The 17,959-nt window shown below is 70.0% G+C and carries 19 protein-coding genes, 1 tRNA gene and 1 pseudogene; 10 read left to right on the top strand and 11 right to left on the bottom strand.

The genetic code is table 11. The features are described 5' to 3' along the window. Positions 1-111: 111 nt before the first annotated feature. Entirely contained in the window at positions 112-627 is a 516-nt protein-coding gene (locus OG524_RS18130; RefSeq protein ID WP_028441640.1) for an FHA domain-containing protein, read from the bottom strand. Positions 628-637: 10 nt separating this feature from the next. Continuing rightward, entirely contained in the window at positions 638-1,498 is an 861-nt protein-coding gene (locus OG524_RS18125; RefSeq protein WP_405811071.1) for an FhaA domain-containing protein, read from the bottom strand. A 315-nt stretch (positions 1,499-1,813) separates the two neighbouring features. On the opposite strand from OG524_RS18125, the gene OG524_RS18120 reads away from it, so the two are divergent. Further along, a tRNA-Leu gene (locus OG524_RS18120) sits at positions 1,814-1,896 on the top strand. 327 nt (positions 1,897-2,223) lie between these two features. Here the strand turns inward: OG524_RS18120 and OG524_RS18115 are convergent. Next, the gene (locus tag OG524_RS18115; protein WP_405389790.1) at positions 2,224-2,835 is read right to left on the bottom strand and encodes an FMN-dependent NADH-azoreductase; all 612 of its coding nucleotides are present in this window, start codon (positions 2,833-2,835) and stop codon (positions 2,224-2,226) included. A gap of 155 nt (positions 2,836-2,990) precedes the next feature. On the opposite strand from OG524_RS18115, the gene OG524_RS18110 reads away from it, so the two are divergent. Further along, positions 2,991-3,335 carry a winged helix-turn-helix transcriptional regulator gene (locus OG524_RS18110; protein WP_405389791.1) on the top strand — a complete coding sequence of 115 codons (345 nt, stop codon included), beginning with the start codon at positions 2,991-2,993 and terminating at the stop codon, positions 3,333-3,335. 39 nt (positions 3,336-3,374) lie between these two features. On the opposite strand, the gene OG524_RS18105 is transcribed toward OG524_RS18110, so the two are convergent. Continuing rightward, on the bottom strand, positions 3,375-3,827 hold the full coding sequence (locus OG524_RS18105) for a MarR family winged helix-turn-helix transcriptional regulator (RefSeq protein WP_405389792.1): 453 nt from the start codon (positions 3,825-3,827) through the stop codon (positions 3,375-3,377). A gap of 81 nt (positions 3,828-3,908) precedes the next feature. On the opposite strand from OG524_RS18105, the pseudogene OG524_RS18100 reads away from it, so the two are divergent. From OG524_RS18100 to OG524_RS18085, 4 genes and pseudogenes are all read left to right on the top strand, one after another. Next, positions 3,909-5,035: pseudogene (locus tag OG524_RS18100) on the top strand (hypothetical protein). 174 nt (positions 5,036-5,209) lie between these two features. Further along, positions 5,210-6,667, top strand: a complete 1,458-nt coding sequence (locus OG524_RS18095; protein ID WP_405389794.1) for a DUF2252 domain-containing protein — start codon at positions 5,210-5,212, stop codon at positions 6,665-6,667. Between the two features lie 58 nt (positions 6,668-6,725). Next, positions 6,726-7,727: a J domain-containing protein gene (locus OG524_RS18090; protein ID WP_405389795.1), complete on the top strand. Its 1,002-nt coding sequence runs from the start codon at positions 6,726-6,728 to the stop codon at positions 7,725-7,727. Positions 7,728-7,773: 46 nt separating this feature from the next. Beyond that, a complete protein-coding gene (locus OG524_RS18085; protein WP_405389796.1) occupies positions 7,774-8,118 on the top strand; it encodes a rhodanese-like domain-containing protein in 345 nt (114 codons plus the stop codon). A 138-nt stretch (positions 8,119-8,256) separates the two neighbouring features. Here OG524_RS18085 and OG524_RS18080 read toward each other — a convergent pair whose 3' ends face one another. From OG524_RS18080 to paaA, 5 genes are read right to left on the bottom strand one after another with little or no spacing between them, the layout of a single operon-like run. Continuing rightward, entirely contained in the window at positions 8,257-9,318 is a 1,062-nt protein-coding gene (locus tag OG524_RS18080) for a 2Fe-2S iron-sulfur cluster-binding protein (RefSeq protein ID WP_405811067.1), read from the bottom strand. Then, entirely contained in the window at positions 9,319-9,816 is a 498-nt protein-coding gene (paaD, locus tag OG524_RS18075; RefSeq protein WP_405811065.1) for a 1,2-phenylacetyl-CoA epoxidase subunit PaaD, read from the bottom strand. It lies immediately after the preceding gene. After that, positions 9,810-10,511: a 1,2-phenylacetyl-CoA epoxidase subunit PaaC gene (gene paaC, locus OG524_RS18070; protein ID WP_405811064.1), complete on the bottom strand. Its 702-nt coding sequence runs from the start codon at positions 10,509-10,511 to the stop codon at positions 9,810-9,812. The genes paaD and paaC overlap by 7 nt, the downstream gene beginning before the upstream one ends. Then, positions 10,508-10,798, bottom strand: a complete 291-nt coding sequence (gene paaB / locus OG524_RS18065; RefSeq protein ID WP_030972485.1) for a 1,2-phenylacetyl-CoA epoxidase subunit PaaB — start codon at positions 10,796-10,798, stop codon at positions 10,508-10,510. Before paaB ends, paaC begins: the two co-directional genes overlap by 4 nt. Continuing rightward, on the bottom strand, positions 10,795-11,856 hold the full coding sequence (gene paaA / locus OG524_RS18060; RefSeq protein ID WP_405389800.1) for a 1,2-phenylacetyl-CoA epoxidase subunit PaaA: 1,062 nt from the start codon (positions 11,854-11,856) through the stop codon (positions 10,795-10,797). Before paaA ends, paaB begins: the two co-directional genes overlap by 4 nt. 115 nt (positions 11,857-11,971) lie before the next feature. On the opposite strand from paaA, the gene OG524_RS18055 reads away from it, so the two are divergent. From OG524_RS18055 to OG524_RS18045, 3 genes are all read left to right on the top strand, one after another. After that, on the top strand, positions 11,972-12,886 hold the full coding sequence (locus OG524_RS18055; protein ID WP_405811061.1) for a DUF5819 family protein: 915 nt from the start codon (positions 11,972-11,974) through the stop codon (positions 12,884-12,886). A gap of 77 nt (positions 12,887-12,963) precedes the next feature. Then, complete coding sequence (locus OG524_RS18050; protein WP_405393156.1) at positions 12,964-14,154, top strand: HTTM domain-containing protein; 1,191 nt, start codon at positions 12,964-12,966, stop codon at positions 14,152-14,154. Further along, positions 14,151-14,879 (top strand): TrmH family RNA methyltransferase, encoded by a 729-nt coding sequence (locus OG524_RS18045; protein ID WP_405389802.1) that lies wholly within the window; start codon positions 14,151-14,153, stop codon positions 14,877-14,879. Before OG524_RS18050 ends, OG524_RS18045 begins: the two co-directional genes overlap by 4 nt. A gap of 41 nt (positions 14,880-14,920) precedes the next feature. On the opposite strand, the gene paaN is transcribed toward OG524_RS18045, so the two are convergent. After that, positions 14,921-16,621 carry a phenylacetic acid degradation protein PaaN gene (gene paaN / locus OG524_RS18040; RefSeq protein WP_405811058.1) on the bottom strand — a complete coding sequence of 567 codons (1,701 nt, stop codon included), beginning with the start codon at positions 16,619-16,621 and terminating at the stop codon, positions 14,921-14,923. A 123-nt stretch (positions 16,622-16,744) separates the two neighbouring features. Between paaN and OG524_RS18035 the strand changes: the two genes are divergently transcribed. Beyond that, positions 16,745-17,338, top strand: a complete 594-nt coding sequence (locus OG524_RS18035; RefSeq protein ID WP_405389804.1) for a TetR/AcrR family transcriptional regulator — start codon at positions 16,745-16,747, stop codon at positions 17,336-17,338. 50 nt (positions 17,339-17,388) lie between these two features. Here OG524_RS18035 and OG524_RS18030 read toward each other — a convergent pair whose 3' ends face one another. Next, entirely contained in the window at positions 17,389-17,910 is a 522-nt protein-coding gene (locus OG524_RS18030) for an Lrp/AsnC family transcriptional regulator (RefSeq protein WP_405389805.1), read from the bottom strand. Positions 17,911-17,959 lie beyond the last annotated feature (49 nt).

Here is a 17,959-nt window from a genome sequence, read left to right as displayed (position 1 = left end):
CTCGGGGTACAGCCGGTCTCGAGCCACACTGCCCACCCTCCGGTCGGGAGCCGGGCCGGTTCCTTCGTCAGGACCGCCGCGGCTCGCTCGCTCCGCTCGCTCATTGTCGTACTACTTCCGCAGCTCGATGACGGTCTTGCCGATGCGGATCGGCGCGCCCAGCGGAACAGGTGTCGGGGTGGTGAGCCGGGTCCGGTCGAGATAGGTGCCGTTGGTGGACCCGAGGTCCTCGACGATCCACTGGCCGTCACGGTCCGGGTAGATCCTGGCATGCCTGCTGGACGCGTAGTCGTCGTCCAGCACGATCGTTGAGTCGTGCGCCCGGCCCAGGGTGATGGTCTGGCCCTGGAGGGCGACGGTGGTGCCGGTGAGCGTGCCTTCGGAGACGACCAGCTTTGTGGGTGCCCCGCGACGCTGGCGCCCGGACTGCTGGCGCTGCTGAGGCGGCGCTGCCTGCTGTTGGCGAGCCTGTTGAGGGCGCGTGTCGTTGGCAGTGCGGCGTGAGCCGCGCTGCGTGACGCGCGTTCCGAACAGGTCGCTGCGAATGACCTGGACGGCCACGATTACGAATAGCCACAGAACAGCCAGGAAACCTAGCCGCATGACCGTCAGGGTCAGCTCTGACATTGCCCCCGCTTCACCCTTCGGCTTGCCGGTAAACGATGGTGGTGCTGCCCACGACGATCCGCGAGCCGTCGCGGAGCGTAGCGCGGGTTGTGTGCTGCCCGTCCACCACGATGCCGTTGGTGGACCCGAGATCCTGGATCGTCGAGGGCGTTCCGGTCCTGATCTCACAGTGCCGGCGCGATACGCCGGGGTCGTCGATCCGCACGTCGGCGTCGGTGCTTCGGCCCATGACCAAGGTCGGGCGGGAGATCTGATGGCGGTTGCCGTTGATCTCGATCCAGCGCCGCACCTGCGCGTCCGGCGCGGGGCCGGACGCCGCCGGGGGACGCCAGTCGGCTGCCGGGCCTCCGGGACGCCCGGCACCCGGCGGCGGGGCCGCGGGCATGGGCGGAGGGGAGGTCGGCGGGTAGCCGTAGCCGCCCTGCCCCAGCGGGGCGGCGGGGCGGTTCGGTGCTGCGTGAGGGGCGGGGCCGCTCTGCCGGCCCTGCTGTGACGAACTCGATGCCAGGGTCCGGCTGCGTACGCGGTAGAGCCCCGTGTCGAGGTCGTCGGCCTTCTCCAGGTGGACCTTGATCGGTCCCATGAAGGTGTACCGCTGCTGCTTGGCGTAGTCCCGGACGAGGCCGGACAGCTCGTCGCCGAGCTGGCCCGAGTACGGACTGAGGCGTTCGTAGTCCGGGGTGCTGAGTTCGACGATGAAGTCGTTGGGTACGACCGTCCGCTCGCGGTTCCAGATCGTTGCGTTGTTGTCGCACTCGCGCTGGAGGGCTCCCGCGATCTCGACCGGCTGCACCTCGGACTTGAAGACCTTGGCGAAGGTGCCATTGACCAGACCTTCGAGACGCTGCTCGAAACGCTTCATGACTCCCATGGGGCACCTCCTCCGGTGTCGTCATCCCTGTACTGCCTACTGATCGTATCCACGCGTCGGGAAATCGGCTGGTTCCCCTTGTCTGCACAGTGGACGAGTGTCACCTCTCACACGGATCGTAGAGGTGCCTTCCTGACAGTGTCCCGCACTCCGGGTGCACTCAGGAGGAGTGGGGGCGGGCTTCCCGCGTTCCCGGTTCCCCTCGTGGGTCCGCCGAAACAACGGATGTGAATCCACCCTGTCCAGCGTGCTAATCTTCCGGTTGTCGCCAGGCGCTCGCACCACACAGTGAGAGAGTCTGAAAACACCACTCATGCGCGAGTGGCGGAACGGCAGACGCGCTGGCTTCAGGTGCCAGTGTCCTTAGGGACGTGGGGGTTCAAATCCCCCCTCGCGCACAACGAGCAGTTGCTTGCAACTGTTGGGTTGGTTCGACAGAACCCCCGCCTCGGAGAGATCTGGGGCGGGGGTTCTTCGTTGTGTGTGGACCTTTTGTTCGATGGGCGTGGCCCTGTCCGTCCGTGGGCCTTCCCTCCGGATGGTGGGCGCGGGTGGATGCTGTTTCACGTGAAACGTCGGGTCCGTGCCGTATCGAGCGGTTCGCGGGATCGTTCGCGAGGTCGATTTTGCGGCGGTGGTCCGCGAGGCCGGGAACAGGGCCGCAGAGCCGGTCTGCTCTGTGGCCCCGTCAGGGTCGGCCGGTGATACGGGGGAGGTTCGGTGGATCAGCCGGCGAGGCGTACCGCGAGGGACTTGGCCTTCTCCTCGGCGTCGGTGAACGCCTTGGCGCGGGAGGCGTCCGCGAGCGGAATGAGCTCGGCCATCTCGGGCTTGGAGTGGGCCAGCGTCAACTCCGGGACGATGAAATCGACTTCGGCGCCCAGCATGCCCGTGAGCACCTTCTCCAGGTAGTTCTGGACGAACTCGAAGTCCTCGCGCGGGGTTCCGGGCGCGTAGGAACCGCCGCGGCTGGCCACGACGGTGACGGGGGTGCCGGCAACGGGGCTTCCCGGGCCGGCGTTGTGGCCGACGATGATCACTTGGTCCAGCCAGGCCTTCAGGGTGGACGGGATCGAGAAGTTGTACATCGGTGCGCCGATCAGCACGGCGTCCGCCGAGGCCAGTTCGGCGGCCAGTTCGCCGCGCAGCGCGTCTTCGGCGCCGGCGGCAACGGCTGCGGCGTCAAGGTGGGGCAGGGGCTCGGCGGCAAGGTCGCGGTACACGACCCGGCCGTCGGGGTGCTGCTCGCGCCAGGCCTCGACGAAGGCGGCCGTGACCTTGCGAGACACGGAGCCCTGGGGGAAGACGGCGGAGTCGAGATGCAGAAGCGTGGCCATAGGGGTCTCCACAGAAAGTGATGGGGCGGCCCTGGTGCTGCGTAGGGAGTGACGTCGCTACACCTGGGCGCTGCTCTGTTTTTCGTACGTACCTATTGATAACACAGTCACTTACTTTTTATTAGCCCCTCACGTCGACGCAGTACTCTTGGGGCATGGCAGATCACAGCGAGCAGACCTGTCGGCGGGTGGACGTGGGCATCAGCCGCGTCTTCGAGCTGTTCGGGAAGCGCTGGACGGGGCCGATCGTCTCGGTGCTGATGCAGCAGCCGGTGCACTTCGCGGATCTGCGGCGGGCGATTCCGGGGATCAGTGAGCGCATGCTCTCGGACCGGCTCTCCGAGCTGGGGACGGCTGGGCTCGTGGTGCGTGAGGTCGACGAAGGGCCGCCGCTGCGCGTGTCGTACCGCCTGACGGAGGCCGGGGCCGCCATGGGTCCGGCGCTCAAGGAGCTGGGGCGCTGGGCCGATGTGTACCTGCCGGAGCGTGGGGGCTGCTGACCGGCCGCCGGGTGGCCCGGCGGCGGTGCGGCGGATCCTCTATCGCGGGTCGGTCCCGCCGCCGGTCGCGTTGTAGCGCAGCAGGTACTCCGCGAACCGGGCGAGGTCGTCGGCCGTCCATTCGCCGAGGCGTTCCCGGTAGGCGGCGCGACGGCTGGCCTGGGTCGACGCCAGCGCCTGCGTGCCGGCGGCGGTGGGGTGCAGTACCTGGATGCGGTGGTCGTCCGGGTCGGGATGGCGTTCGACCAGGCCCAGCTTCTCCAGGGCCGCGACCTGTCGGCTGACGGTCGACTTGTCCAGCATGTAGTGCGCGGCCAGATCGGTGGCCCGGCAGCCCTGTCGGTAGTCGATGTGGGCGAGCAGTGTGTACGACACCAGGGGCAGATCCGGGTGGAGTCGTGCCGCTGCCGCACGCGCACGGCGGGCGAAGGCGGTCAGTTCGCGCTGGATGACATCCAGCGACTCTTCGCGTTCCCGGGGGGCGCCTGCCACGGAATCACCTTTCTCAAAGGTTTAATTGTATGTTACAACGATTATGGGTTGTAAAAGCCAACTATTGGAGGGACCGGCCGGATGTCCGCAGGTCCGAATGGAGCGTCCGGCACCACTGCCGGTGCGCTGCGTCATGTGCTCAGTCATCTCGTTACGCCGCTGCTGATGTGCGTCGGCATGGGGCTCGCCTACCTGGGTGCCTTTCACGCCCCGGAGCCGCACGACCTGAGGGTGGATGTCGTCGGCTCCGGGGTGAGCGCCCACGTGCTTGCACAGACCTTGCAGGACAGGGGCGACGGTGCATTGAGTGTGCGTACGGTAGCCGACCGCGACACTGCGGTGAACCATCTGCGGACGCAGCGGAGTTACGGCGCCTACCTGCCGGGGAAGACCCCGCGGCTGCTGGTGGCCACGGCCTCGTCGGACACCAGCGCCACAGTGGTCCGGAAGATCTTCACCGAGGTCGCCGCCGGTCAGGGAGCGCGCTGGAGGTGGTGGACGTCGCGCCGACGGCGGACGGCGATCCGACCGGCCAAGGGCTCTTCTTCCTGCTGGTGGCCGTGACCATCGGGTCGTACGCGTCGGTCGCGGTGATCGGTGGTGCCGGTGCGGTGCTGGCGCTGCGGCTCAGGGCCGCTCTGGCGCTCGGGGCCTCGCCGCTCGTGGTCAGTGCGATCGGCGCGGTGTTCGCGGGGCCGCTGTTCGGCCTCGTGGACCACGGGCTCGGCGGGCTCTGGGCGATGGCGTGGCTCTATTCGGCAGGAATCCTGCTGATCGGCGTCGGGCTGCACACCTTTCTCAAGCGGTGGGCCACGCTCGGTGTGATGGTGCTGTTCGTCATGCTCAACTTCACGAGCTCCGGCGGGGTCTTCCGGCCCGAGCTCCAGCCGGGGTTCTTCGGAGCCCTCCATGCCTTCTGGAACGGCGCGGGCTTCCTCGAAGGGGTGCGCGGCAACGTGTACTTCGGGGGCCATGGACTGGGCGGCCATGTGCTGGTTCTGGCGCTCTGGTTCGTGGCGGGGCTGGCTGCCATGGGCGCGGCCGGCCTGGCCGAGGCGAGAAGGCGCCACGAGGTCGGCGGGCGCGGCCGGGAGGCAGAGGTTCTGCTGCCGGGGGCCGGGCTCGCCTCGAAGGGTGGGGGCGGTGCCTCGGGTGCCTCGAAGGGTGAAGGCGCCGAGGAGGAGATGGGGGAGGCGGTCGGGGAGTGAGCCGTCACCTGTCGGCGCTGTCTCCTCCGGCCCGGGTGAGGTGTTCGAGGAGTTGTCAACAGGCCGCTCCCGAGGTTGTCCACAGGGGCAGACGGCTGTGGCGGGACAGCTGTACCGTCATCCGCAGTTGATGTTGGACACAGCGGCTGAACAAGGCGGGGGAGGCGGCGCTCGATGAGCGAAGTCGATGCGACGGTGCCGGTACAGCGGGCGGCAGCGGGAGACCTGCGCATTCCCGTGGTTCCCGGGTTCGCGCAGCGCACGGGGCACGGTCCCGGGCCGACGGCGGCCGCGGGCTCTCCCAGGGCGGCGGGCAAGGCGCTGAGGCTGGAGGTGCCGCGGTCCTCGCACAGTTCGCTGGTCCTGCCCTCCGGCCGGCCCGATGCCGTGCAGGCGGTCGAGGAGTCCAATGCCGGCCGGGTGCCGGGGCTGACACCGATACGGGTGGGGCGGATGGCGGCGACCCCGTTCGCCTTCCTGCGCGGGGCGGCCGGACTGATGGCCCATGACCTGGTGGGCACGCCGGTCACGGGTGTGGGCGCGCAGCTCTGCGGTGACGCGCACGCGGCCAACTTCGGCCTGTACGGCGATGCCCGCGGCAATCTGGTGATCGATCTGAACGACTTCGACGAGACCGTCTTCGGCCCGTGGGAGTGGGACCTCAAGCGGCTCGCGACCTCGCTGGTCCTCGCGGGCCGCCTGGCCGGTGCGGACGAGGACACCTGCCGGCAGGGCGCGTACGACACGGTGGGCGCGTACCGGCGCACGATGCGCCTGTTGGCCGGGCTGCCCGCGCTGGACGCCTGGAACGCCATCGCGGACGAGGAGCTCGTCTCGCACACGGACGCGCGTGACCTGCTCGGGACGCTGGAGCGGGTCTCGGCGAAGGCCCGCAACAACACGAGTGCCCGGTTCGCCGCCAGGTCCACGGAGGAATCGGAGGAGGGCGGACGTCGATTCGTCGACGCACCGCCTGTGCTGCGCCGGGTGCCCGACGCGGAGGCCGCGGCCGTCGCGGCGGGTCTGGAGGGCTATCTCGGGACGATTTCCGAGGACCGGGTCCCGCTGCTGGCGCGGTACGCCATCCACGACGTGGCGTTCCGGGTGGTGGGAACGGGCAGCGTGGGCACCCGGTCGTACGTGGTGCTGCTGCTCGACCACCGTGGTGAGCCGCTGGTCCTGCAGGTGAAGGAGGCCCGCCCCTCGGCGCTCTCGCCCTATCTCCCCCAGGTCGGTTTCGACGTACCGGTCGTGGTTCACGAGGGGCGCAGGGTGGTGCTCGGCCAGAAGCGGATGCAGGTCGTCAGCGACATACTGCTCGGCTGGGCCGAGGTCGACGGCCGGCCGTTCCAGGTACGCCAGTTCCGCAACCGCAAGGGCAGCGTGGACCCCGCCGCTCTCGCGGCGGACCAGGTGGACGACTACGGGCGGATGACCGGTGCTCTGCTGGCCCGGGCCCACGCGCACAGCGCCGACCCCCGGCTGCTCGCGGGCTATTGCGGGAAGAACGCGGTGCTGGACGACGCGGTGGCCGATTTCGCGGTGACGTACGCGGACAGGACCGAGGCGGACCACGCAGAGCTCGTACGGGCTGTCCGGGCCGGGCGTATAGCCGCCGAGCTCGGCGTATGACGGGGATCGCGGCCACCGCGCGTCCTGCGGGTCCGGGCTGTGGCCATACGCTGGACGGGTGACCGACGAAGCCGCCGGGGTGCCGACCACCCGGAACGACGAAGACCTGCAGGACCAGAGCCGGCAGGACGAGCTGCGGCACGCGCACGATGCGTCGCAGGGCGACCTGCGGAGCGATCCGGACGATGCGCCACAGGCTGATTCCCCCACCGGCGACGCGGCCGGTGAGGCGACCGGTGGAGGGGCCGCCGGCGCGGCGGACGGATCGGCAGGTGAAGCGGGTGCGCCCCGGCCCGAGGAGCGGCTGGCGCGGGCCGTCCGGGTGGCCGAGCAGGCGTTGATCGAGTTCGAGATCGCGGTGGAGACCTTCCGGGTCGAGGTCGAGAACTTCTCCCGGCTCCATCACCAGAAGCTCGGCCCGATGTACGCACGCCTGGACGAGCTCGATGCGCAGATCGCGGAGGCCCGGGCCGCGAAGACAGGCGATCCGGAGGATCTGCGCAAGGCGCAGGAAGCCCGGGCGATCGTGATGCCGATGCCCGGGGTCGAGGAGCTCTTCCACGACTGGATGGACTCCGACGGCCTCTCGCCCGAGGCCGCGGCCATGCTCACGGAGCAGCCGGTCCGGCCGCCGAAGCGGGTCCGGCCGAGCGAGGAGGCGCGCAAGCTCTACCGGGAGCTGGCCCGAAAGGCTCACCCGGACCTGGCGCCGGACGAGAAGGAGCGGACCCGGCGGGACGAGTTCATCGCCCGGGTCAACGCGGCCTACGGACGCGGCGACGTGGCCATGCTGAAGGAGCTGGCGGGGGAGTGGGAGGCAGGTCCGGTGACGCCGGAGCTGCAGCTGAGCGAGAGCGAGGAGCTCTATGCCCGGCTGGAGTGGCTCAGCCGCCGCAAGGAACTGCTCACGGCTCTCGCGAAGGAGCTGGAGGAGGGTGCGATCGGCTCGATGCTGCGGATGGCGCCCGACGACCCCGACCGCCTGCTGGACGACATCGGCGAGAAGCTCCTTGCCGAGGTGTCCCAGCGGGAGAACGAGCTGGCGGGCCTGGTGCAGTAGCGTTTCAGGTGACCACGGTGCGTACGTACGAGAGAAGGCATGACCCATGAATTTCGCTCCGCTGCCCTCGGTGGATGTCGCGGCGGTGCCGTCGGACGGCTTCGTGCTGGACGTGCGGGAGGCCGACGAGTGGGCTGCCGGGCATGTCGAGGGTGCGCTGCACATTCCCATGAGCGACTTCGTGGGCCGCTTCGGTGAGCTGACCGAGGCGGCTGACGACGGCCGGCGCGTCCATGTGATGTGCCGGGTCGGCGGCCGGTCCGCTCAGGTCACCCAGTATCTGGTGCAGCAGGGCATCGACGCCGTGAACATCGACGGCGGGATGCTCGCCTGGGACGGTGCCGGGCGCCCGATGGTCGCGGACAACGGGAACCCGGCCTTCGTTCTCTGACGAGCCCGGGACAGGGCCGGCCGGTGAAACTCGGTCCGGCAGGCCCGCGCGCCCCGCACCGATCCGGTGCGGGGCAGTGAGGCGGCCGGACCCTTCGACGGTCGGCTCAGCGCCGTCAGAGGCCGGGCCGATGTCGGATCAGCGGTCGAAGTCGAGCTCCACTTCCGGGGTGACCGGGTGCGACTGGCAGGCGAGCACGAAGCCCGCTCCGGTCTCCTCCGGTTCCAGTGCGAAATTGCGGTCCATCCGCACCTCGCCCGACACCAGGAACGCCCGGCAGGTCCCGCACACCCCTCCCTTGCAGGCGTAGGGGGCGTCCGAGCGGCTCCGCAGCACCGTCTCCAGCAGCGATTCGCCCCCCTGGACCGGCCAGCTCCCCGAGCGGCCGTCGAGTGTCGCCGTGAGTGTGCTCGCCGCCGGTGCGCCGACCCGGGCGGGCGTGGGCAGATCAGCCCCCTCGTCGGCGACGTGGAAGATCTCCTGATGGATACGGGACCGGTCGACCCCCAGCGCCCGCAGCGCGCCCTCCGCACCCTTGACCAGGCCGAATGGTCCGCAAAGGAACCAGCCGTCCACATCGGGTACCGACAGGAGCGCGGGCAGCAGCCCGGTGAGGCGCTCGCGGTCCAGGCGGCCGGACGGCAGCCCGGCCGCCTGTTCCTCCCGGGACAGCGCGGTCACCAGGTGGAAGCGGTCCGGGTAGCGGTCCTTGAGGTCGGCCACCTCGTCGAGAAACATGGTCGAGGCCGCGGTCCGGTCACTTCGGATCAGGCAGAAACGCGCCCCGGGCTCCCGGGCCAGCAGCGTGGCCGCGATCGACAGCACAGGCGTGATGCCACTGCCGCCGACGACCGCCGCGAAGTGGCCGGGGCGAGGGGCGAGGACGAAGCGGCCCATGGGGGCCATCGCTTCCACCCGGTCACCGATCGCCAGCTCCTTCAAGGCGTACGTGGAGAAGGCGCCACCGTCGACCAGGCGGATACCCACACGCAGCACGGGGTCGGCCGGCTCGTCGACGGCCGGTGCGCAGATCGAGTACGACCGGCGGATCTCTTCACCGTCGACCCGGTAACGCACGTTCAGGTGCTGGCCGGGCGTGTGCCGGAAGGTCTCGCGCAGTTCGGGCGGCACGGCGAAGGTGACGGCCACCGCATCGTCCGTGGTCCGTTCGATCGCGCTGACCCGGAGCGGATGGAACATCTACAACTCCTTGAAGTGGTCGAACGGTTCGCGGCAGTCCACGCACCGGCGCAACGCCTTGCACGCCGTGGAGGAGAACCGGCTGAGCAGCTCCGTGTCGGTGGAGCCGCAGTGCGGGCAGCGCACCGTGAGGGTCAGCGGCACAGGTCCGCCGGATCCGCCACTGTGCCGGGGCGGTGCTATGCCGAACTCCGCGAGCTTGCGTCGGCCTTCTTCGCTGATGTCGTCCGTCGACCAGGCGGGGGCGAGCACAGTGACCACGGAGACCTCGGCCACGCCGTGCTCGTGCAGTACCCGCTCGATGTCGGCGGCCATGGCCTCGATCGCGGGGCATCCGGTGTACGTCGGAGTGAGCCGCACGGTGACCTTGTCCGGGCCGTGCATCCGCACACCGCGGAGCACACCGAGCTCGTCCAGGGTGATGACGGGGAGCTCGGGGTCCGGCACCGAACCCGCCAACCGGTGGAGCTCCGCCTCCAGCAAGGTCTCGGTCACCATGACGCCCCCGGGTGACTCCGGTGCAGATGCTGCATCTCCGCGAGCATGCGCCCGAACGGCTCGGTGTGCAGGCCTTGTCGGCCCGCCCCTGCCGTCCAGGCCCCGGACTGCGGGCCGGAGGGGAGAGTCAGGGTGGCCCGCTCGACGACGGAGGTGACCGAGGGCAGCCAGCTGTCGTGCAGCGACTGCCAGTCGACGTCGATGCCCTCGACGGGCTCGAACAGCTCACCGGTGAACCGCCACAGCCCGTCCAGGCCGTGTTGCATCCGCTCGTGGCTCTCCGTGGTGCCGTCGCCGAGCCGCAGGACCCACTGCTCCGCGTGGTCGCGGTGGTAGGCGACCTCCTTGACGGCCTTGGCCGCGAGGTCCGCGAACTCACCCCCGCCGGCGGCCAGCTGCTCGTACAGCAGGTGCTGGTAGACGGAGAAGTAGAGCTGGCGGGCGATGGTGTGGGCGAAGTCGCCGTTCGGCTGTTCCACCAGTTGCAGGTTGCGGAAGGAGCGCTCCTCGCGGAGGAAGGCCAGCTCGTCCTCGTCCCCGACGAAGGAGAGCAGCATCCTGGCCTGCCCCAGCAGGTCCAGGGCGATGTTGGCGAGGGCGACCTCCTCCTCCAGCACGGGGGCGTGCCCCGCCCACTCCCCCAGCCGGTGCGACAGCACCAGCGCGTCGTCGCCGAGGGCGAGGGCCGCGGTCACAGGTGCTTCACCCCTTCCGGGATCTCGTAGAACGTGGGGTGGCGGTAGGGCTTGTCACCGGCGGGCTCGAAGAACGAGTCCTTCTCGTCCGGCGAGGAGGCGGTGATCTCCGTGGACGGGACCACCCAGATGGAGACGCCCTCGGAGCGGCGCGTGTAGAGATCGCGTGCGTTGCGCAGGGCCATCTCGGCATCCGGCGCGTGCAGGCTGCCTGCGTGGGTGTGGGACAGTCCGCGCCGTGAGCGCACGAACACCTCCCACAGCGGCCAGTCGGTCGAGCTGCTCATGCGGTCGCCTCCACGGGCTGTGCGGTCGCTCCGGACGTACCGGGCTGTGCTGGGTGCTTCTCTGCGTAGGCCGCCGCCGCGTCCTGCTTCTTTGCGTAGGCCGCCGCCGCGTCGCGGACCCACGCGCCCTCCTCATGGGCCGTGCGCCGCTGAGCGAGCCGCTGGTCGTTGCACGGGCCGTTGCCCTTGAGGACCTCCTGGAACTCCGTCCAGTCGATCGCCCCGTAGTCGTGCTGCCCGAGCTCCTCGTTCCACCGGATGTCGGGGTCCGGAAGGGTGAGACCCAGCGCCTGGGCCTGCGGAACGCAGATGTCGACGAAACGCCGGCGCAGCTCGTCGTTGGAGTGCCGCTTGATCTTCCAGGCCATGGACTGCGCCGAGTGCGCCGAAGCGTCGTCGGGCGGGCCGAACATCATCAGGGACGGCCACCACCAGCGGTTCACCGCGTCCTGCGCCATCTCGTGCTGCGCGGCGGTCCCCCGGCTGAGGGCGAGCAGCAGCTCGTACCCCTGGCGCTGATGGAAGGACTCCTCCTTGCAGATCCGGACCATCGCCCGGGCGTACGGGCCGTACGAGCAGCGGCAGAGGGGCACCTGGTTGGTGATCGCGGCGCCGTCCACCAACCAGCCGATCGCACCGACGTCCGCCCAGGTCAGCGTCGGGTAGTTGAAGATGGACGAATACCGCTGCCTGCCCGCGTGCAGCTTGTCGAGCAGCTCCTCGCGGCTGGTGCCCAGTGTCTCGGCGGCGCTGTACAGATACAGCCCGTGTCCTGCCTCGTCCTGCACCTTCGCCATCAGGATCGCCTTGCGGCGCAGCGAGGGTGCCCGCGTGATCCAGTTGGCCTCGGGCTGCATACCGATGATCTCGGAATGGGCGTGCTGGGCCATCTGACGGACCAGCGTGGCCCGGTACGCGTCTGGCATCCAGTCGCGCGGCTCGATCCGGTCGTCGGCCGCCACGGCGGCGTCGAACTCCGCGGTGCGCGCCTCGGCTGCCGCGTCGTCCACCGTGCCTGCTGTCCCCTGCGTCGTCTGGTCCGCAGTCACTGCCGCCATCACGGGCTCCCTACCGACCGATCGTTCGGTTCCTTGACTTCAATGGTGAGTCGGAGGCCCGTAGGGTGTCAACCCTGTGGATAACTGAGTGGTGATCGACGGTGATCGGGGCGGGATGGATTCGGACCACGGTGGGCGCGCCGGAAACGAGAAGAAGGTCGCCTGGCCGGAGGTGACGAGTCACCCCGCCGCAGGTCAGGACGCTGGACAGGGCGCCGCCGCCCCGGCGACGGACGGCGGGGACAACCGGGCGGACGCGGATGCCGCACCTCCCGGGATACCGGACGCCGGGCCGGACGGCGGCGGCCTGCCGGACGGTCCGTCGGCGCCGGACAACGGGCCCGCCGGGCGCCGCACGGGCGCCGGGATAGCAGCGCTCTCGCTTCCGTACCAGATCACCGCGGCACTGGCGCTGTCCGTCATAGGACTCCTGGCCTGTGGACATCTGGCCATGGTGTTTCTGCATGTCGCACCGTCCAACACGCTGACGAAGCAGCACGGCGAAGTGGTCGACGACTGGATCTACCCGGAGTTCGAGCAGAACTGGAAGCTGTTCGCTCCCAATCCGCTCCAGCAGAACATCTACGTGCACGTACGGGCCGAGGTTGCGGGCGCCGACGGGCGGACCACCACGCGCTGGATGAGCCTGACGCACGAGGACGGCGAGGCGATACGCGGTAACCCGCTGCCCAGCCACGTCCACCAGAACGAGCTGCGCCGCGCCTGGGACTTCTACACCGGGTCGCACACCGGCGAGAACCGCCCGAACGGCCTGCGCGGTGAGCTGTCCGAGCGCTACATCCGCCGGATCGTGATGACGCGTCTTTCCGAGCACGACTACGGCGGCACCGTGGAACGCATCCAGGTGCGGTCCGCCGTGCGGTCCGTCGGCGCCCCTCCCTGGAGCGACGAGAAGATCAGCACCAAGCCGACCTACCGGGTCCTCCCGTGGTGGACCGTCACACCGGCCGATCTCCCCGCGAAGGCCGGGGAAGACCAGGCATCACAGGGCGAGGAGGCGGAGAAGTGAGCGCCCCCGTTCAGGTCCGCGGCAACACCCGGAGCACCGCCTCTTCGGCGGCACGTGCCGTTCAGCGCATCACCGCCATGCCCCTCGGCACGTACCAGAGCGCTGTCGTCCGGATCGGTATCTCGGCCACGTATCTGCTGTTCCTGCTGCGCGAGCTGCCGCACCGGCATGAGCTGTACGGCCCCGACAGCCCCTGGCAGTGGGACATGGCCCGGCGGCTCATCAGCAACAACGACTCCTTCACCGTGCTCATGTGGTCGCAGGGCGCGCTCTGGTTCGAGATCGTGTACGTGCTCACGCTGGTGTCGGCCGCTCTCCTGATGGTCGGCTGGCGGACCCGTGGGACGTCCGTCCTGTTCATGGTCGGGGTGCTCTCCCTCCAGAACCGCAGCATCTTCATGGGCGACGGCGGCGACAACGTCATCCACCTGATGGCGATCTACCTGGTGCTGACGCGCTGTGCGCGGGTGTGGTCCCTGGACGCGCGCCGCGCCGCACGCAACGCGGCACGCGTCGCGGAGGGCGAACGGCCCGCGCGGGACGTCACGGGACCCGCTCTGTGGGCCGTGCTCGGACTCGTCCTGCTCCCGGCCACGGTGATGGGCGGGCTCGGCGGCACCTGGTGGCTGCCGTCCCTCCTGTGGGTGCTGTGGCTGGGCAACGCCGCCTGGTGGGCCCTGAACCGTCACGCTCCGGACCGTGAACTGCGTACCCTGCTCGACGTCCTGGCCAACCTCGCCCACAACGCCGCTCTCGTCGTGATCATGGCGGAGGTCTGCCTGATCTACGCGACCGCCGGCTGGTACAAGATCCAGGGCTCCCGCTGGCAGGACGGCACAGCGCTCTACTACCCGCTCAAGCTGGACTACTTCACCCCGTGGCCCGGCCTCTCCGGGATCCTCGCGTCCAGTGCGCTCGCGGTCATGGTGCTGACGTACGCCACGGTCATCGTGCAGGTCGCGTTCCCGTTCACGCTGTTCAACCGGCGGGTCAAGAACATCCTGCTGGTCGTCATGATCGGCGAGCACGCCGGGATCGCCGTCCTGCTCGGGCTGCCGTTCTTCTCCCTGGCGATGATCAGCGCCGACGCCGTCTTCCTGCCGACGGTCTTCCTGGTCTGGCTGGGCGGCAAGGTGACGCTCGGCCGGCGGCGGCTGTTCTCCCGTCCTGCGGGCAAGGCGGTGGTGCCCGGCCCGCGCCGGGCGGACGCGGACGAGCCGGAGGCGGCGCAGGCCGGTACCGGCACTGGCCATACGCTCGTCGGGTGACCAGCGAGACCGGCAGTACACAAGAGCCCGGGGCGACCGAAGAGCCCGGCGCGGCAGCGGTGCCCGATCCGTCGGCGGATCCGATCCAGTACGACGACGGGTACGGCACCGAGATCGGCGTCGGGCCGCATCCGTCGCCCTGGCCCGAGGGCGAGCGCTACGACCCCGAACTGCTGGCCCAGGGGGACCGGCGGAACGTGGGCGACGCCTATCGGTACTGGACGCGGGAGGCGATCGTCGCCGATCTCGATCTGCGGCGGCACGACTTCCATGTGGCGGTGGAGAACTGGGGCCACGACTTCAACATCGGGTCGGTCGTGCGCACGGCCAACGCCTTCCTCGCCAAGGAGATCCACATCGTGGGGCGGCGCCGCTGGAACCGGCGGGGGGCGATGGTCACCGACCGCTACCAGCATGTGCGTCACCACCCCGACACCGCGGATCTGACCGCGTGGGCGGAGGCGGAAGGGCTGCCGATCATCGGCATCGACAATCTTCCCGGGGCCGTGCCGCTGGAGCGGACGGAGCTGCCGCGACGGTGCGTGCTGCTGTTCGGGCAGGAGGGTCCCGGGCTGACGGAGGAGGCGCGCGCACACGCCTCGATGGTCTGCTCGATCGCGCAGTTCGGTTCCACCCGGTCGATCAACGCCGGTGCCGCGGCAGCCATCGCGATGCACGCCTGGGTGCAGCGGTACGCGGACATCCCTGACCCGCGGGATTGGTAACCGGGGGAGCGGGTGGCCCGCTCCCCCGGCCACCGGGGCCACTAGGCCTGGCGGCGGACCTCCACCACCCGGAAGCGGTTGGACACGAAGGCTCCGTCGCAGAGTGCCGCGTTGGCCGCCGGGTTTCCGCCCGAGCCGTGGAAGTCGGAGAACGCCGCGGTCTGGTTCACGAACACTCCGCCCGTGAGGTTGAGCGAGAGCTGGGCCGACTCCTCGAAGCAGACCGTTTCCACCGCCTGCTCCACCTCGGGGGACGTGGTGTACGCGCCGACGGTCATCGCGCCCTTCTCCCGGACCGTGCGACGCAGCAGGTCCAGCGCGTCGCCGGTCGATTCGACGGCGACCGCGAACGAGACCGGGCCGAAGCACTCCGAGAGGTAGGCCGCCCCGTCATCGGGCTTGGTGCCGTCGAACTTCACGATGACGGGAGTACGCACCACCGCGTCGGGGAAGTCCGGGTTGGTCACCGCGCGTGAGGCGAGGGCGACATCCCCCAGACCCGCGGCCGCGTCCAGGCGGGCCTTCACGTCCGGGTTCACCAGGGCGCCGAGTAGTCCGTTCGCCCGGGCGTCGTCGCCCAGGAGGCCGTTGACGGCCTCCGCGATGTCCGCCACCACGTCCTCGTAGGACTTGACGCCCGTGTCGGTCGTGATGCCGTCCCGGGGGATGAGCAGATTCTGCGGGGTGGTGCACATCTGGCCGCTGTAGAGGGAGAGCGAGAAGGCCAGGTTGGAGAGCATGCCGCGGTAGTCGTCCGTGGAGTCGACGACGATCGTGTTGACGCCGGCCTTCTCCGTGTAGACCTGGGCCTGCCGGGCGTTGGCCTCCAGCCAGTCGCCGAAGGCGGTAGAGCCCGTGTAGTCGATGATCTTGATCTCGGGGCGTACGGCCAGGGTCTTGGCGATGCCCTCGCCGGGCCGCTCCGCCGCGAGCGCGACCAGATTCGGGTCGAAGCCCGCCTCGGCCAGGACCTCGCGCGCCAGCTGGACCGTCAGGGCGAGCGGCAGCACCGCCCGGGGGTGCGGCTTCACCAGGACCGGGTTGCCGGTCGCCAGCGACGCGAAGAGGCCCGGATAGCCGTTCCACGTGGGGAAGGTGTTGCAGCCGATCAGCAGCGAGACGCCCCGCCCCGCCGCCGTGTACGACTTGTGCAGCTGGAGCGGGTCGCGCTTCCCCTGGGGCTTCGACCAGTCGGCGGAGCGGGGCGTGCGCGTCTGCTCCTCGTACGCGTATGCCACCGCCTCCAGGCCGCGGTCCTGGGCGTGCGGGCCGCCTGCCTGGAACGCCATCACGAACGCCTGCCCGCTCGTGTGCATCACGGCGTGGGCCAGCTCGTGGGTCCGGGCACTGATCCGGGCGAGGATCTCCACACAGACCAGGGCCCTGGTCTCCGGTCCCGCCGCGCGCCAGGCACCCATGCCGGCGCTCATCGCCGGGAGGAGGACGTCCGGGTCGGCGTGGGGGTACTCGACGCCGAGCTCGGGCCCGTACGGCGACACCTCCCCGCCGGTCCAGCCGTCCGTGCCGGGCTGGCCGAGGTCGAGCCGGGTGTTCAGCACGGCGTCGAACGCGGCCTTGCCCTCGGCCGCGCCCAGGCTGCCTGGAAGGCCGCCCTCGCCGTAGGCCTTGGGGTGCTCGGGGTGCGGCGACCAGTAAGCGCGTGTGCGGATCGCGTCGAGGGCCTGGTCGAGCGTGTGGCGGTGGGTCTCGGACAGCTTCTCGGGGGAAAGCTCGGCGGCCATGACGGACCAACTCCTCGTCGAGCCGGGCAGGGATGTGCGGACGGAGTTAGAGTAACCGAACGATCGGTCGGGACAAGGGGCCCCGACGGACCTGTGGACAACTCATGGGGGAGGATCGCGGTCATGACCACGGCCAAGCGGGACACGTACACCCCGGAGACCCTCCTCACCGTCGCCGTCCGTGTCTTCAACGAGCGCGGCTACGACGGCACGTCCATGGAGCACCTCTCCAAGGCGGCGGGCATTTCCAAGTCGTCCATCTACCACCATGTGGCGGGTAAGGAAGAGCTGCTGAGGCGCGCGGTGAGCCGGGCGCTCGACGGGCTGTTCGGCATTCTCGACGAGGCGGGCGCGACGCGGGGGCGCGCCGTCGCGCGGGTCGAATACGTCACGCGCCGGACCGTCGAGGTGCTGATGGACGAGCTGCCGTACGTCACACTGCTGCTGCGCGTACGCGGCAACACGAAGACCGAGCGCTGGGCCCTGGAGCGGCGGCGAGAGTTCGACCAGCGGGTGTCCGAGCTGCTCAAGGCCGCGGTGGCGGACGGTGACCTACGTGCCGACGTGGACATACGCATGGCGACCCGGCTGCTCTTCGGGATGGTGAACTCCCTGGTCGAGTGGTACCGCCCGCAGCCCGGCGGGTCCCCCGAGCGGGAACAGCTGGCCGACACGGTCGTCCAGCTCGCCTTCGACGGCATGCGGGCCAGCCGCTGAACCCGTTCCGTCCCGTGCGGCCGGGCTGCTGAGCCGTCCGTACGGACTGTCTAGGCGAGCTCGGTGGGGCTGTCCGGGCGGGTGCCCAGGTCGGTCTCCTCGAACACCAGCAGAGTGCGGGTCGAGAGGACCTCGGGTATGGCCTGGATCCTGGTCAGGACCAGCTCACGCAGTGCCCGGTTGTCCGGGGTGTGGACCAGGAGCAGGACGTCGAAATCGCCGCTGACCAGGGCGATGTGGGTGGCGCCCGGCAGTGCCTGGAGCTCTTCGCGCACGGTCCGCCAGGAATTCTGGACGATCTTCAGCGTGATGTAGGCGGAGGCCCCCTGCCCCGCCCGCTCGTGATCCACCCGTGCGCTGAAGCCGCGGATCACACCGTCCTCGACCAGCCGGTTGATCCGGGCGTACGCGTTCGCCCGTGACACGTGGACGCGCTCGGCGACGGCCCTGATCGACGCCCGGCCGTCCGTCTGCAGGATGCGGAGGATCGCCCGGTCGATGGAGTCCAGCGGTCGCGCGGGCGGAACCTGGCCGGCGTCCCCGCCCCTGTCGGCCATTTGTTCAGCTGCCATCTGCCCGTGCCTCCCTGTTGTGGACGACCTGCACCTATCCCAGGCTGTG

Source organism: Streptomyces sp. NBC_01520 (assembly GCF_045040375.1).
Taxonomy (GTDB): domain Bacteria; phylum Actinomycetota; class Actinomycetes; order Streptomycetales; family Streptomycetaceae; genus Streptomyces.
This window is presented reverse-complemented; position numbering and strand designations above follow the sequence as displayed.

Coding starts and splice junctions, on each gene's coding strand:
- OG524_RS18130 (WP_028441640.1), bottom strand. CDS start 627: ATGTCAGAGCTGACCCTGACGGTCATGCGGCTAGGTTTCCTGGCTGTT.
- paaA (WP_405389800.1), bottom strand. CDS start 11,856: ATGGCGGCAGTGACTGCGGACCAGACGACGCAGGGGACAGCAGGCACG.
- OG524_RS18035 (WP_405389804.1), top strand. CDS start 16,745: ATGACCACGGCCAAGCGGGACACGTACACCCCGGAGACCCTCCTCACC.
- paaN (WP_405811058.1), bottom strand. CDS start 16,621: ATGGCCGCCGAGCTTTCCCCCGAGAAGCTGTCCGAGACCCACCGCCAC.
- OG524_RS18095 (WP_405389794.1), top strand. CDS start 5,210: ATGAGCGAAGTCGATGCGACGGTGCCGGTACAGCGGGCGGCAGCGGGA.
- OG524_RS18125 (WP_405811071.1), bottom strand. CDS start 1,498: ATGGGAGTCATGAAGCGTTTCGAGCAGCGTCTCGAAGGTCTGGTCAAT.
- OG524_RS18030 (WP_405389805.1), bottom strand. CDS start 17,910: ATGGCAGCTGAACAAATGGCCGACAGGGGCGGGGACGCCGGCCAGGTT.
- OG524_RS18080 (WP_405811067.1), bottom strand. CDS start 9,318: ATGTTCCATCCGCTCCGGGTCAGCGCGATCGAACGGACCACGGACGAT.
- paaB (WP_030972485.1), bottom strand. CDS start 10,798: ATGAGCAGCTCGACCGACTGGCCGCTGTGGGAGGTGTTCGTGCGCTCA.
- OG524_RS18085 (WP_405389796.1), top strand. CDS start 7,774: ATGAATTTCGCTCCGCTGCCCTCGGTGGATGTCGCGGCGGTGCCGTCG.
- OG524_RS18050 (WP_405393156.1), top strand. CDS start 12,964: ATGCCCCTCGGCACGTACCAGAGCGCTGTCGTCCGGATCGGTATCTCG.
- OG524_RS18055 (WP_405811061.1), top strand. CDS start 11,972: ATGGATTCGGACCACGGTGGGCGCGCCGGAAACGAGAAGAAGGTCGCC.
- OG524_RS18110 (WP_405389791.1), top strand. CDS start 2,991: ATGGCAGATCACAGCGAGCAGACCTGTCGGCGGGTGGACGTGGGCATC.
- paaD (WP_405811065.1), bottom strand. CDS start 9,816: ATGGTGACCGAGACCTTGCTGGAGGCGGAGCTCCACCGGTTGGCGGGT.
- OG524_RS18115 (WP_405389790.1), bottom strand. CDS start 2,835: ATGGCCACGCTTCTGCATCTCGACTCCGCCGTCTTCCCCCAGGGCTCC.